Source organism: Mesorhizobium sp. C432A (assembly GCF_030323145.1).
GTDB lineage: Bacteria > Pseudomonadota > Alphaproteobacteria > Rhizobiales > Rhizobiaceae > Mesorhizobium.
This window is the reverse complement of the sequence record NZ_CP100470.1, coordinates 2500555-2513900: the sequence shown is the minus strand read 5'-3', so window position 1 is coordinate 2513900 and position 13346 is coordinate 2500555. Positions and strand designations below refer to the sequence as shown.

Below are 13346 nucleotides of genomic sequence, written 5' to 3'. Positions count from 1 at the left end.
AGCATGTCGAGCAGCAAATCATCGATACGCGCGCTTGAACGGCAACCGGAGACAGCACCGGAAAACCGGCTGGCTGCGCTGGAGCGGATCTGGCGCCGCTTCGATGACACCGAGACGTTGCTGCGGCGCGGCGGCCGTGTTTCGGAGGTTTCGCCAACGCATTACAAGGTGCGCGGCCTGTCTGAAGTCGCCAGGCTTGGCGACCTCGTCGAACAGCGCGGCAATGCCGGCACGCGCCGCGGCGAGATCGTCAGGATCGGCCGCGACGAAGTCGTCATCGCCCCTTTCGAACGCAGCGCCGACGCCGGCATCGGCGACGCCGTGTTTCGCCGCGGCCCGCTGACGGTAACGCCGCATGCTTCGTGGCGTGGGCGCGCCATCGACGCGCTGACCCGCGTCATCGACGGCGGCCCGCCGCTGATCAGGATCGGCGAGGCTGCGAGCGGCGACGGCACAACGCCCGGCGCCATGGCGCGGCAGCGCGTCGGCACCGCCTTCACGACCGGGGTCAAGGTCATCGACATCTTCACGCCGCTCTGCCTCGGCCAGCGCCTCGGCGTCTTTGCCGGTTCCGGCGTCGGCAAGTCGACGCTGCTCGCCATGCTGGCCGGCGCCGACGCCTTCGACACCGTGGTCGTGGCGCTGATCGGCGAGCGCGGCCGCGAGGTACGCGAATTCCTCGAAGACACGATCGGCGCAGAGAGCATGGCCAAGACGGTCGCCGTCGTCGCTACCAGCGACGAGAGCGCCATGATGCGCCGGCGCGCGCCGGATACCGCCATGCGCGTTGCCGAACATTTTCGCGACCAGGGCCATCGCGTGCTGCTGGTGCTGGATTCGATTACCCGCTTTGCCCATGCGCTGCGCGAGGTAGCGACCGGCACCGGCGAGCCGCCGGTCGCCCGCGGCTATCCCGCTTCGGTTTTCACCGACCTGCCCAAGCTGCTCGAACGCGCTGGCCCGGGCGCTGAAGGCCCCGGTATCAAAGGACAGGGATCAATCACTGCCATCATCTCGGTGCTGGTCGACGGCGACGACCACAACGACCCGGTCGCCGATTCGGTACGCGGCATTCTCGACGGCCATGTCGTGCTCGACCGCGCCATTGCCGAACAGGGCCGCTACCCCCCGGTCAATCCGCTGTCGTCGATCTCGCGCCTCGCCGACAAGGCATGGAGCCCCGAGCAACGCATGCTGGTGACCAGGCTGAAGTCGATGATCTCGCGCTTCGAGGACACGCGCGACATCCGCCTGCTCGGCGCCTATCAGGGCGGCGCCGATGCCGGGCTCGATATTGCCGTGCGCCAGGTGCCGCTGATCTACGAGGCGCTGACGCAGTCGCCCAGGGATCGCGCCTCGAGCGACGCATTCTCCGACCTCGCCCGTCATCTGAAAGGCAAGCAAAGTGTCGATGCAGGAGACTGAGCTTCAGTACACCGAGCGGCTTTTGCGCGAGATGATCGCAGAGGCCAGTGCCGCCGAGGAAGCCCGGGCCAACGAAGCGAGAGCTGTCAGGGCAAAGGCCGATCTCGACAAGGCCGCCAAGGCTGAGGCCATTCTGGCCAGGGCCGCCAGGCCATTCTTGCCCAGGGTAGCCAGCGTAGTCGAGTCCACTGTGCCTCGCTTGGCCGAGCCTGCCTTGCCCAGCGTCGTCAAGCCTGAATTGCCAAGGACCCCTCGCGCCGGCCCCAAAGAAGCGATCGAGACCAGTCGTGACTCGCTTCTCGACGGGCTGTTCCCGGTCACCGAATGGCCGCAGCCGCCAAGGCCGCAATATCCCAGGCTCGACAAGAAATCCGACCGCCGCAGCGATATCGTCTTTGCCGCGCTCGGCATCACGCTTGGCCTGATCTGCGCGCTGTTTCCCTGGTATATCTTCTTCAATCAGGACCAGTTCGGCGTGCAGGCGATCAAGTTCGGCGGCAGCGGCACCAATGCAGGGCGGGTCAGCGGCGGCTCGCAGATGGAGAACAGCGGTCAGCCGCTGACGGCAAACGATGTTCCCGATGTCGACCTGTTCGCCACCGGCACGCTGCAGGACCCCGAGGACAAGACCCAGCCTCCCGGCGTCGACGAGCAGCCCTTCCCGGCGGACGCCAAATTTCGCATGGTTCATGTCGCCAATGGCCGCGCCATGATCGAGGACGATGCCGGCCTGTGGATCGTCCAGCGCGGCTCGAAGCTGCCCGATACCAGCGTCGTCTCGTCGATCGAGCAACGGGGCGGCAAGTGGGTCATGGTCACCAGCACCGACCAGGTGATCGAACTCTCCAAATAGCGGCACACCGGATTTACCCCCGAGCCGCGCAAGGTCCGCGCAAGACTGGCAGCCTAGTCTTGTACGTACCAGCCCGGAGATCCCCATGGAGCCCGTCAATCTTTTCGATCTCGCCGCCAAGCAGTCGCAATGGCTGTCGGTGCGCCAGTCGGCCATTGCCGGCAACATCGCCAACGTCAACACGCCGGGCTACACCGCCGGCGATGTCGAGCCGTTTGAGAAGGTGCTCGACCGCACGGCAGTGTCGCTGACCGCCACCCAGGCAGGCCACCTCGGCACTGCCGCCACTAATGCCGGCTTCACGGTCAAGCCAGAAGAGACGACCGGCGCCATCATGCCCTCGAAGAACACGGTCGTGGTCGAGAACGAACTGATGAAGGCCGGCGAGGTCCGCCGCTCGTTTGAACTCAACACCGCGATCGTCAAGGCCTTCCATTCGATGATGATGATGGCGGTGAAGAGCTGACCATGGACGCCTTGACCTCAGCCCTCAAGATCGCCGCGTCCGGCCTCAGCGCCCAGTCGGACCGCTTGCGCGTCGTCTCGGAAAATCTCGCCAACGCGCAGTCGACCGGCAACACCCCGGGCGCTGACCCCTATCGCCGCAAGACCATCAGTTTCGTCTCGGAACTCGACCGTGCCTCCGGTGGCACGACAGTTGAGGTCAACTCCATCGACCGCGACCCCAGCGACTTTCCCGTCGAATTCCAGCCCGGCAACGAGGCCGCCGACGACAAGGGCTACGTCAAGATGCCCAATGTCAACGTGCTGGTCGAGATGGCCGACATGAGCGAGGCCAACCGCTCCTACGAAGCCAACCTTCAGGTCATCAAGCAGGCGCGTGATCTGATCTCCATGACCATCGACCTGATGAGGAACCAGTAATGATCAGCGGCATTGGCGGTATCGGATCGCTTCCCCTCAAGCCGGAGATCGGTGGCGCCGATACCACGACCGACCTGTTCCAGGGCACCAGGGCGCCGATGGCCGGCAGCGAAATCGGCGCCACCTTCGCCGAAGCGCTGAGCCAGGCTGCTTCAAAGACCGTCAACACCTTGCACAACGCCGAGCAGGTCTCGATCCAGGCGCTCAAGGGCGACGCCGATACCCGTCAGGTCGTCGACGCCGTCATGAGCGCCCAGCAGGCCCTGCAGACCACGATCGCCATCCGCGACAAGGTCGTCTCCGCCTATCTCGAAATCAGCCGTATGGGCATCTGAGGAGACTTGCCGTGAAAGCACTCGCCATCGCAGCGACCGGCATGAATGCCCAGCAGACCAATCTGGAAGTGATCGCCAACAACATCGCCAACATCAACACCACCGGCTACAAGCGCGCGCGCGCCGAATTCTCCGACCTGCTCTACCAGGTCGACCGCACGCAGGGCGTGCCCAACCGCTCCAATTCATCGCTGGTGCCGGAAGGCGTGTCGATTGGCCTTGGCGTCAAGACGACGGCGGTGCGCAACGTCCATACCCAGGGCGAACTGACCTCGACCGGCAACAGTTTCGACATGGCGCTGACCGGCCGAGGCTGGTTCCAGATCGAGGGCGCCGACGGCGGCACACTCTACAGCCGCGCCGGCGCCTTCAACACCAACGCCACCGGCCAGCTGGTGACCGTCGACGGCGCCAACGTCATCCCGGCCATCACCGTGCCGACCGATGCCATCGAAGTCGTGGTCAACAAGACCGGCCAGGTCTTTGCCCGCATCGACGGCCAGACCGACCTCCAGCTGCTCGGCCAGCTGCAACTCGCCAACTTCGCCAATGAAGCCGGCCTGGCGCCGCTCGGCGATAATCTGTTCCAGGAAACGCCGGCCTCGGGCCCGGCCAATGTCGGCGTGCCCGGCGATCCCGGCTTCGCCTCGGTCGAGCAGGGTTATCTCGAGGCCTCCAACGTCGATCCTGTCAAGGAAATCACCGAGCTGATCTCGGCGCAGCGCGCCTATGAGATGAACTCCAAGGTCATCCAGGCCGCCGACGACATGGCCTCCGTCGTGTCCAAGAACATCAGGTAAGGTTTGATGCTCTCTCCGGCCTCCCGCTCCGCGCTTTGCCGCACCGCGCTGATGCTCGCGCTGGTAGCCGGCGGTGTGCCGGCGTTTGCCCAGGAGAGCGCAGACCAGCAGACCACCACTCAGGTCGCGAGCAGTCAGGCAACCGGCGAGATCGTTCTGATCCCCAACCGGGTCATTTATCCCGGCGAGATGATCGACACCGGCGTGCTGAAACCGGTGACGCTGCTCCCCGGCAAGCACAGGCCAGATGCGGTCGCCACGCGGGCCATGGAACTCCAGGGCAAGGTCGCCAAGCGCACGCTGCTGCCCGGCCGCTATATCCCGGTCGCCGCCATCCGCGACGCCTGGCTGGTCGAACAGGGCGCCGACGTGCAGGTCTATTTCATCGCCGGCGACCTCACCATTTCGGCCACGGCGGTGTCGCTGCAGCCGGGTGCCGCCGGCGATTTGATAAAGGTCCGCAACACAGACAGCGGCAAGATCTTTTCCGGCACGGTGATGGCTGACGGCACCATCCGGGTCAGCGCGTCATGAGACGCGGAGCTGCCCTTCTGCTCGCGGCCGTTGTCGGCCTGCAGCCGGCGCTGGCCGACGGTCTTACGCCGAAGCAAAAGCGCGATCTTGCCGGCCAGAATGGCGGCGCCTTTGTCGATCCCGAATACGATCCGGCCACCACCAACCGCATGTTCAGGGTCTCCAACGGCCCAAGCTCTCTGCCACCCGGCCAGGTCGCATCGCGCATCAAGGACATTGCGCAGCTGCAGGCTTCGCGCGACAACCAGCTCGTCGGCTACGGCCTCGTCATCGGCCTCGCCGGATCGGGCGACAGCCTGCGCAATTCGCCCTTCACCGAACAGTCGATCCGCGCCATGCTCGAAAATCTCGGCATCGCCACCGAAGGTGGCAGCGCGCGGGCCAAGAACGTCGCCGCCGTCATCGTCACCGCCAACATGCCGCCTTACGTGCAGTCGGGCGCCCGCATCGACATCGACGTCTCCTCCATGGGCGACGCCACATCGCTTGCCGGCGGCACGCTGATAATGACGCCACTGAAGGCGGCCGATGGCGAGATCTATGCTGTCGGGCAAGGCTCGGTCATCGTTTCCGGCTTCACCGCCCAAGGCGATGCCGAAAAGCTGACGCAGGGCGTGCCGACGGCCGGCCGCGTGCCCAACGGCGCCATCGTCGAGCGCACGGTGCGCGCCGAATTCGAGGACCAGGCGCTGCTCACCTTGCAATTGCGCAACCCCGATTTCTCCACTGCCGTTCGCATCGCCGACGCCATCAACGGCTACACCTCGCAACGCTTCGGCATGCGCGTGGCGGCGGAGCGCGATGCACGTACCGTGCAGATCAGGCGGCCGAAGAATGTTTCGGCGGCGCGCTTCTACGCCGAGATCGAGAATTTGGTGGTCGAGACCGACACGCCGGCACGCGTCGTCATCGACGAACGCACCGGCACCATCGTCATCGGCAACGAGGTCAAGATCTCGCGGGTGGCGATCAGCCACGGCACGCTCACCGTGCGCATCACCGAACAGCCGAAGATCGTCCAGCCGGAACCGTTCTCCAAGGGCGTGACAGCGGAGGAACCCTTCACCACCATCGATGCCACGCGGCCTGACGCCCGCGTCAATGTGCTCGACGGACCGAACCTCGAAACGCTGGTGTCGGGCCTCAACCGTCTCGGCGTCAAGCCGGACGGCATCATTGCCATTTTGCAAGGCATCAAGTCGGCCGGCGCTTTGCAGGCCGATCTGGTTCTCCAATAGGCCATGCCGATGATCGATTTCTTTTCCCAAAAGCAGCACCGACGCAGCGCAGCCTTGGCAGCTTGCGTCATCGCCGCCACCGTCCTTGCCGGCGGCACTGTCCGCGCGGAAGAAGCGGTGCGGCAGGTTCTGCCTGGCGGGCAACAGCCGGCGGCAGTGCAGCAGCTGGTCCGCGAGAAGGTGCCCGATGAAAGCGAGATCCAGCGCTTCTGCTCCAACATCGCCGACGCCGCCCGCGACCGCCGTTACGCGCTGCAGGCCGGAGAGCTGAAGCAGCTGCAGGCCGGCATCGACCTGCGCATGAAGGCGCTGGACGACAAGCGCGCCGAATACGAGCAATGGCTGAAGCGGCGTGAAGTTTTCCTGGCCCGCGCCGAGGATGGCGTCGTCAAGATCTATGCCGGCATGAAACCGGATGCCGCGGCCGAGCGCCTGGCCATGGTCAACGCCGATCTCGCCGCCGCCATCCTGATGAAACTCGATTCGCGCAAAGCCGGCGTCATTCTCAACGAGATGGACCAGAAGGCAGCGGCCACACTCACCGGCATCATGGCCAGCGCGGCCCGAAGGGTAGATCCGTCATGAAGTCGCATATTCTCGCCCTGGTCGCCACGGCTTCACTTGCCGGATGCGCCTCCGACCCCAGGGAGATCGGCAGGGAGCCGGCGCTGTCGCCGGTTGGCACCGGCATTACCGGCAGCGTCAATGCGCCCTACTCCTATCCCGAAACGCCAGCCGCGCCGGTGAAGAAATTCTCGCTGTGGGACGATCGCCAGAGCCGGTTGTTCACCGACCCACGCGCGCTGCGCGACGGCGACATCCTGACCGTCAGGATCAAGCTCAACGACAAGGCCAACTTCAAGAACCAGAACGACCGCAGCCGCACCGCCGGGCGCAAGCTCGGCTATGACGTCAACCTCGGATGGGAAGGTGCCACCACCAGCGGCAAGGGCGACGCCGGCTTGAGTTCCACCACCGAAACCAATGCGGACGGCGAAATCAAGCGCTCGGAGAACCTCGAGCTCAACGTCGCCGCCGTCGTCACCGAAGTCCTGCCCAACGGCAATCTGATGATCCGGGGCTCACAGGAGGTGCGCGTCAATTACGAGCTCAGGGTGCTGACCATCGCCGGCATGGTGCGTCCATCCGATATCGGCGCTGAAAACACCATCTCTTATGAACGCATCGCCGAGGCGCGCATCTCCTATGGCGGCCGCGGCCGCGTCAGCGAAATCCAGCAGCCCGCTTACGGTCAGCAGATCCTCGACCAAGTCCTCCCCTTTTAGGACTGGAGAACGGCGCCGTGGCAAATGTCGAACAGGTTCAGCAAAAAAAGGGCCCGTCGCTTGTCATCCAGCTTGCGATGCTGCTGGCGATGACGGGCGCCGCGATCGGCATGGGCTGGATGTCCGGCGGCTATCTGAAGGGCGTCGGGGGACCGGTGCCGGTGCCCGCCGCGCCCGAGAACCAGTCCAACGCCGAGCAACCGAGCAAGGCGGCCGAACATGCGCCCGGCACCGGGCCGACGCTTGTCCAGCTGGCGCCGATCACCACCAATCTGGCTTCGCCTGCCGACACCTGGATAAGGCTGGAAGCGTCGGTGGTCTACGATGCGCCGCAGCCGCCGGAACTTACCGAAAGCATTCACCAGGACCTGCTTGCCATGGTCCGCACCCTGAAGATGCATCAGATCGAAGGCGCCAGCGGCTACCAGCATTTGAAAGCCGACCTCGAGGAGCGCGCCGCAATCCGCAGCGGTGGCCATGCCAAACAGGTTCTGATCAGGACATTGCTGCTCGAATGAGAAAACTCGTCCTCGCCGCCGCGATCGTCGTCGCCGCCACCTCTGTCGCCGCCGCCCAGCAGCTCGATCTCGGCGGCATCGGCAAGGCCGACGGCGCCACCGTCGGCTATATCATCCAGATGTTCGGTCTGATCACCGTGCTGTCGGTGGCGCCGGGCCTGTTGATCATGGTGACGAGCTTCACCCGCTTCGTCATCGCCTTCTCGATCCTGCGCGCCGGCATCGGCCTGCAGTCGACGCCGGCCAATCTGATCCTGATCTCGCTGTCGCTGTTCATGACCTTCTACGTCATGGCGCCGACCTTCGACCAGGCCTGGAACACCGGCGTCAAGCCGCTGATGGACAACCAGATCAGCCAGACCGAGGCGTTCGAAAAGATTTCGGACCCGTTCCGCACCTTCATGCTGCACAATGTCCGCGACAAGGACTTCGACCTGTTCGCCGATCTCGCCCGCGAACGCGGCCAGGTCGTTGCCAGGGACACCGTCGACCTGCGCATCCTGGTGCCGGCCTTCATGATCTCCGAAATCCGCCGCGGCTTCGAGATCGGCTTCCTGATCGTGCTGCCGTTCCTCGTCATCGACCTGATCGTCGCCACCATCACCATGGCCATGGGCATGATGATGCTGCCGCCGACCGTCGTTTCGCTGCCCTTCAAGATCCTGTTCTTCGTCCTCATCGACGGCTGGAACCTGCTTGTCGGCAGCCTGGTGCGCTCCTTCACCTGACCGTCCGCGCGCCGTTGGCGCCTTGCTAAAGTTTTATGCAATATATTTCCGGTTAACCGTCCCGTTTAGCCCTTTGGTAGGGACTTGCCCGCATATTGCTCGCAGATGGCGGGTGATCGGGTCTCACGATCATTGGCATGATGCCGCTCCGTCATACCGGAAAAGCCGGTATGTCAAAAACACCCTGTAAAAATCAAGGTACGAGTAGCCATGTCCAGTATCATGACGAACGCCTCGGCGCTGACCGCGCTGCAGAGCCTGAACAACACCAACAAATCCCTCGAGCAGACGCAGGCCCGCATCTCGACCGGCTACCGCGTTGCCACCGCTTCCGACAACGCCGCTTACTGGTCGATCGCGACCTCGATGAAGTCCGACAACAAGGCCAACTCGGCCGTGCAGGACGCCCTCGGCCTCGGCGCCGGCAAGGTTGACACCGCCTACACCGCCATCAACGACGTCAAGGACCAGGTCGACCTGATCAAGACCAAGCTGGTCACTGCCCGTAGCGCCTCGAAGGAAGACCAGCAGAAGATCGCGACCGAAATCAACGCCATCCAGGCGCAGATCAAGTCCTCGGTCGCCAACGCCAACTTCGCCGGCTCGAACCTGCTGCAGAACGACGCTGCCGCTGCGTCCGACCTGAAGATCGTTGCGGCTTACAACCGTACCGGCGCGACCGTCACCATCGACACCATCGACGTCAAGGCAGCCGATACGCAGGTTCTCGATGTCGCCGGCACGGGCGGCATCGTCGGCGGCCTGCTCGCCGCTGCCTTCTTCGACCCGAGCACCACGGCGGTTACCCCCGCCGCCATCGACACCGCGCTCGGCACTGTTGAAACCGCGCTTGCCAAGCTGTCCACCGGCGCTGCCTCGCTCGGCGCCGCCAAGTCGCGCATTGACACCCAGAAGAGCTTCCTGTCGAACCTGTCGGACTCGATCGACAAGGGCGTCGGCGCGCTGGTCGACGCCGACATGAACAAGGAATCGACGCGGCTGCAGGCCCTGCAGGTCCAGCAGCAGCTCGGCATCCAGGCGCTGTCGATCGCCAACGGCAACTCGCAGTCGATCCTGTCGCTCTTCCGCGGCTGATCTCTCGACATTACGACTGACACCATCCGTCGGGCCGCGCCAACAGCGCGGCCCGATTTCTTTTGCGGCTGTTGATTGTCTTGCTGAATGGCTGCCGATTTTTGCTCTTGGCCAGCGCCCTGAATGGCTTGGTTTAACAGGCCGTTAACCATATCCCGGTAGTCATGGTTAACCATTCCATGGCGGGCAGACCATACGGTCGATGGGCTTATGCCTACCCCCTTGATGAAGTTGATCCGGCGTGTTCGGGACACGCCAGTGTTTGAAAAGGGGTAAATATCTTGGCTAGCATCATGACGAACGCTTCGGCTCTGACCGCGCTGCAGAGCCTGAACAACACCAACAAGCAGCTTGAAACCACCCAGTCACGCATTTCGACCGGCTACCGCGTCGCCACCGCCAGCGACAACGCCGCCTACTGGTCGATCGCCACCACGATGAAGTCCGACAACAAGGCGCTTTCGGCCGTTCAGGACGCGCTTGGCCTCGGCGCCGGCAAGGTCGATACCGCCTACACCGCCATCACCGACATCAAGGACCAGGTCGACCTGATCAAGGCCAAGCTGGTCACTGCACGCAGCGCCAGCAAGGACGACCAGCAGAAGATCGCCACTGAGATCAAGGCTATCCAGGACCAGATCAAGTCGTCGGTCACCAACGCCTCCTATGCCGGCTCGAACCTGCTGCAGAACGACGCTGCTGCGACCTCCGACCTGAAGATCGTCGCGTCCTATAACCGCACCGGCACGACCGTCGCCATCGACACCATCGACGTCAAGGCGGCCGACACGCAGGTCCTCGATCTTCCCGGCACCGGCGGCATCGTCGGCGCTCTGCTGGCGACGACCTTCTTCGATCCCAGCACCACCCAGGTCCTCCCGGCGGCCATCGACACCGCACTCGGCGCCGTTGAAACGGCGCTTGCCAAGCTGTCCACGGGTGCCGCCTATCTCGGCGCCGCCAAGTCGCGCATCGATACCCAGAAGAGCTTCCTGTCGAACCTCTCGGACTCCATCGACAAGGGCGTCGGCGCGCTGGTCGACGCCGACATGAACAAGGAATCCACGCGGCTGCAGGCCCTCCAGGTCCAGCAGCAGCTCGGCATCCAGTCGCTGTCGATCGCCAACGGCAACTCGCAGTCGATCCTGGCGCTGTTCAAGCAGTAAGCCTGACCCGGCTTTCTCTTCCTTGAATAGGCCGCGCCAACAGCGCGGCCCTTTCCTGTATGGGTGTGTTTTGACGCATGTCGTTGACCCGGAACCGCTGCACACTTCCGGGCGACATGCTCTATCATCTTCGCACAAGCTTCGCGGTCTAGTGTTCCCACGGAATATCATGCTGGGAGCGCTTGAATCGTGCCGCAACAGATCCAGAGCATCATCTCGAATCTCAGGGCATTTGGCGTCAGGCGCCTTGCCATGCTGGCCGGCATTGCCGCATTGGTGATGGCCGTCATCGGCATCGGCTCGGTCTATCTCAACCGCCCGGCCTATGAGACGCTCTATGTCGGGCTCGATCGCTCCGACGTGAACCAGATCGGCCTGGTGCTCGGCGAAGCCGGCATCGGCTTCGACGTCGGCTCCGACGGCACCTCCGTGCTGGTGCCGGCCGGCACCACCGCGCAGGCGCGCATGCTGCTCGCCGAAAAGGGCCTGCCGACCAGCGCCAATGCCGGCTACGAACTGTTCGACAATGTCGGTTCTCTTGGCCTGACCTCCTTCATGCAGCAGATCACCCGCGTGCGCGCGCTGGAAGGCGAGATCGCCCGCACCATCCAGTCGATATCCGGCATCAAGGCCGCCCGCGTTCACATCGTCATGTCCGAGCGCGCCAATTTCCGCCGCGACGAACAGCAACCCTCCGCCTCGGTGGTCATCCGCTATTCCGGCATCGACGCCGAAAAGAGCGCCATGTCGATCCGCCATCTCGTCGCCGCCGCCGTGCCGGGCCTGTCGGCCGACAAGGTTACCGTGCTCGATTCCAACGGCAACCTTCTCGCCGCCGGCGACGATCCCTCCAACACAAGTGCTGCCCGCACGCTCGGCGTCGAGCAGACCGTCGAGGCGCAGATCGGCGACAACATCCGCCGCGCGCTGACGCCTTATCTCGGCCCCGACAATTTCCGCGCCAGCGTCAAGGCCGATGTCAACACCGACACCCGCCAGACCGAAGAGACGATCTTCGATCCGGAGTCACGCGTGGAGCGTTCCGTGCAGTCGGTGCGCGCCAACGAAAACAGCAATCAGAGGCAGGCCTCGACCCCGGCCACCGTCGAGCAGAACCTGCCCGAGACCCAGGCGACCAGCACCGATGGTCCGCAGACGTCATCGGAGAATGATCGCAAGGAGGAGATCACCAATTACGAGATCAACTCCAAGAAGATCGCCACAGTCTCGAACGGCTATTCCGTCACCAAGATGTCGATCGCCGTCGTCGTCAATCAGCAGCGGCTGATGACCATCCTCGGCAAGGACGCAACGCCCGAGCAGATCGCCAAGCGCGTTGCCGACATCCAGAAGATGGTGGCTTCGGCCACTGGCTTCGACGACAAGCGCGGCGACATCATCGATGTCTCGGCCGTCGAGTTCATCGACGGGCTCGACGGCGAGGCGGTCGAACAGCCGGGCATAATGGCGTCGATCGGAACCCATGCCGGTACGATGATCAACGCCGGCGCTTTCATCGTCGTGGTGTTCCTGGTCGCCTTCTTCGGCCTGAGGCCGATGGCCACCGCGCTGAGCGCGCGGCCGACGCCGGCACTTGCCGGTCCGAGCTTCGACGACGTCCAGCGTTCACTGCCGACACCCGAAGCCGCCAGCGCCGAACAGGCGCCGGCTGCCTTGCCCGGCAGCCGCCCAGGCCCGACTCCACTCGACGATCTTCGTCAGAAGATCAGGCCGGCGCCGCAGGAGCGGCTTGCCCGCATGGTCGACATCAATGAGGAGCGCACCGCGCAGATCCTGCGCAAATGGGCGGCCCAGGAAGCAGCGGTATAGACCATGGCCTCGGCAGCGCTTTTCGACCTTTTGCCGGATTTCGGCGCACGCAGCCAGCGTGCCGGCCAGCCCTCGCTCGCCGCCATGGCCGAGCCAAGGCCGGAGACGTCGGCGCCGCAGGCCGACATCGGCGCGCTGATCGCCGAAGCGGTCATCGATGCCGAAGCCGCCCTTGAAGCCCGCCTTGCCATCGCCCACCAGGCAGCGCTCGAGGCGCAGAGACAGGCCAACGCCGATGAAGCAAAGGCCTTTCTAGAAAGTTTCGGCGGCGATCTCGGCGCGGTCGTCACTGCCCGTATCGAGATCATGGAGGCCAAGGTCAGCGACCTCGTCGGCGCCACCATTGCGCGCATCATTGGCGGCCTTGTCAGCGACGATCTGCAGAAGCGTTCGCTGGAAACCCTTGCCGGCACGATCCGCGAAGCCGTCGGCGACAGCGAGGCGGTGCGCATCGCCGTGCGCGGACCGCTGTCATTGTTCGAGACGCTGAAGGCTTCGCTCGGCCCACGCGCGGCCAATCTCGATTTCGTCGAGGCGCCCGGCTTCGACCTTACCGTCGCCATTGACGAGGCGGTGTTCGAAACCCGCATTGCCGAATGGTCGGCCGCCTTGTCGGAGGCCCTGTCATGAGCGAGGGCCCTCTTACGAACGAG

16 protein-coding genes are annotated in these 13346 nt (G+C 64.4%); all 16 read left to right on the top strand.

Going from position 1 to position 13346, the window contains the following annotated elements; translation table 11 throughout:
* The first annotated feature begins 3 nt into the window (after positions 1–3).
* The 16 genes from fliI (at position 4) to NLY33_RS12110 (ending at position 13323) form a co-directional block, all read left to right on the top strand.
* Positions 4–1425, top strand: coding sequence for a flagellar protein export ATPase FliI (gene fliI / locus NLY33_RS12185; RefSeq protein ID WP_023703973.1), 1422 nt, complete (start codon positions 4–6; stop codon positions 1423–1425).
* Positions 1412–2278, top strand: coding sequence for a hypothetical protein (locus NLY33_RS12180; RefSeq protein WP_023673646.1), 867 nt, complete (start codon positions 1412–1414; stop codon positions 2276–2278). Before fliI ends, NLY33_RS12180 begins: the two co-directional genes overlap by 14 nt.
* Before the next feature lie 85 nt (positions 2279–2363).
* The gene (flgB, locus tag NLY33_RS12175; protein ID WP_023683310.1) at positions 2364–2744 is read left to right on the top strand and encodes a flagellar basal body rod protein FlgB; all 381 of its coding nucleotides are present in this window, start codon (positions 2364–2366) and stop codon (positions 2742–2744) included.
* 2 nt (positions 2745–2746) lie between these two features.
* Positions 2747–3163: a flagellar basal body rod protein FlgC gene (gene flgC, locus NLY33_RS12170; protein WP_023686341.1), complete on the top strand. Its 417-nt coding sequence runs from the start codon at positions 2747–2749 to the stop codon at positions 3161–3163.
* Entirely contained in the window at positions 3163–3498 is a 336-nt protein-coding gene (gene fliE, locus NLY33_RS12165; protein WP_023686342.1) for a flagellar hook-basal body complex protein FliE, read from the top strand. The genes flgC and fliE overlap by 1 nt, the downstream gene beginning before the upstream one ends.
* 11 nt (positions 3499–3509) lie before the next feature.
* The gene (gene flgG, locus NLY33_RS12160) at positions 3510–4298 is read left to right on the top strand and encodes a flagellar basal-body rod protein FlgG (protein ID WP_023686343.1); all 789 of its coding nucleotides are present in this window, start codon (positions 3510–3512) and stop codon (positions 4296–4298) included.
* 6 nt (positions 4299–4304) lie between these two features.
* Positions 4305–4832 (top strand): flagellar basal body P-ring formation chaperone FlgA, encoded by a 528-nt coding sequence (flgA, locus tag NLY33_RS12155; RefSeq protein ID WP_023703974.1) that lies wholly within the window; start codon positions 4305–4307, stop codon positions 4830–4832.
* Positions 4829–6070: a flagellar basal body P-ring protein FlgI gene (locus NLY33_RS12150; RefSeq protein ID WP_023673652.1), complete on the top strand. Its 1242-nt coding sequence runs from the start codon at positions 4829–4831 to the stop codon at positions 6068–6070. The genes flgA and NLY33_RS12150 overlap by 4 nt, the downstream gene beginning before the upstream one ends.
* Positions 6071–6073: 3 nt before the next feature.
* Positions 6074–6655 carry a MotE family protein gene (locus NLY33_RS12145; RefSeq protein ID WP_031195917.1) on the top strand — a complete coding sequence of 194 codons (582 nt, stop codon included), beginning with the start codon at positions 6074–6076 and terminating at the stop codon, positions 6653–6655.
* Positions 6652–7356, top strand: a complete 705-nt coding sequence (gene flgH, locus NLY33_RS12140) for a flagellar basal body L-ring protein FlgH (RefSeq protein ID WP_023691727.1) — start codon at positions 6652–6654, stop codon at positions 7354–7356. The genes NLY33_RS12145 and flgH overlap by 4 nt, the downstream gene beginning before the upstream one ends.
* A gap of 17 nt (positions 7357–7373) precedes the next feature.
* Positions 7374–7874: a flagellar basal body-associated FliL family protein gene (locus NLY33_RS12135; RefSeq protein WP_023686347.1), complete on the top strand. Its 501-nt coding sequence runs from the start codon at positions 7374–7376 to the stop codon at positions 7872–7874.
* Entirely contained in the window at positions 7871–8602 is a 732-nt protein-coding gene (gene fliP, locus NLY33_RS12130; protein ID WP_023686348.1) for a flagellar type III secretion system pore protein FliP, read from the top strand. Before NLY33_RS12135 ends, fliP begins: the two co-directional genes overlap by 4 nt.
* A 210-nt stretch (positions 8603–8812) precedes the next feature.
* Positions 8813–9697, top strand: a complete 885-nt coding sequence (locus tag NLY33_RS12125; RefSeq protein ID WP_023683303.1) for a flagellin N-terminal helical domain-containing protein — start codon at positions 8813–8815, stop codon at positions 9695–9697.
* A 281-nt stretch (positions 9698–9978) separates the two neighbouring features.
* Positions 9979–10863 carry a flagellin N-terminal helical domain-containing protein gene (locus NLY33_RS12120; protein WP_023683302.1) on the top strand — a complete coding sequence of 295 codons (885 nt, stop codon included), beginning with the start codon at positions 9979–9981 and terminating at the stop codon, positions 10861–10863.
* Positions 10864–11052: 189 nt separating this feature from the next.
* The gene (gene fliF / locus NLY33_RS12115) at positions 11053–12693 is read left to right on the top strand and encodes a flagellar basal-body MS-ring/collar protein FliF (RefSeq protein WP_023686350.1); all 1641 of its coding nucleotides are present in this window, start codon (positions 11053–11055) and stop codon (positions 12691–12693) included.
* A gap of 3 nt (positions 12694–12696) precedes the next feature.
* The gene (locus NLY33_RS12110) at positions 12697–13323 is read left to right on the top strand and encodes a hypothetical protein (RefSeq protein ID WP_023686351.1); all 627 of its coding nucleotides are present in this window, start codon (positions 12697–12699) and stop codon (positions 13321–13323) included.
* Positions 13324–13346 lie beyond the last annotated feature (23 nt).

Excerpts from the sequence above, each read along its gene's own strand:
- fliI (WP_023703973.1), top strand. The coding sequence starts at position 4 with ATGTCGAGCAGCAAATCATCGATACGCGCGCTTGAACGGCAACCGGAG.
- NLY33_RS12180 (WP_023673646.1), top strand. The coding sequence starts at position 1,412 with ATGCAGGAGACTGAGCTTCAGTACACCGAGCGGCTTTTGCGCGAGATG.
- flgB (WP_023683310.1), top strand. The coding sequence starts at position 2,364 with ATGGAGCCCGTCAATCTTTTCGATCTCGCCGCCAAGCAGTCGCAATGG.
- flgC (WP_023686341.1), top strand. The coding sequence starts at position 2,747 with ATGGACGCCTTGACCTCAGCCCTCAAGATCGCCGCGTCCGGCCTCAGC.
- fliE (WP_023686342.1), top strand. The coding sequence starts at position 3,163 with ATGATCAGCGGCATTGGCGGTATCGGATCGCTTCCCCTCAAGCCGGAG.
- flgA (WP_023703974.1), top strand. The coding sequence starts at position 4,305 with ATGCTCTCTCCGGCCTCCCGCTCCGCGCTTTGCCGCACCGCGCTGATG.
- NLY33_RS12150 (WP_023673652.1), top strand. The coding sequence starts at position 4,829 with ATGAGACGCGGAGCTGCCCTTCTGCTCGCGGCCGTTGTCGGCCTGCAG.
- NLY33_RS12145 (WP_031195917.1), top strand. The coding sequence starts at position 6,074 with ATGCCGATGATCGATTTCTTTTCCCAAAAGCAGCACCGACGCAGCGCA.
- flgH (WP_023691727.1), top strand. The coding sequence starts at position 6,652 with ATGAAGTCGCATATTCTCGCCCTGGTCGCCACGGCTTCACTTGCCGGA.
- fliP (WP_023686348.1), top strand. The coding sequence starts at position 7,871 with ATGAGAAAACTCGTCCTCGCCGCCGCGATCGTCGTCGCCGCCACCTCT.
- NLY33_RS12125 (WP_023683303.1), top strand. The coding sequence starts at position 8,813 with ATGTCCAGTATCATGACGAACGCCTCGGCGCTGACCGCGCTGCAGAGC.
- NLY33_RS12110 (WP_023686351.1), top strand. The coding sequence starts at position 12,697 with ATGGCCTCGGCAGCGCTTTTCGACCTTTTGCCGGATTTCGGCGCACGC.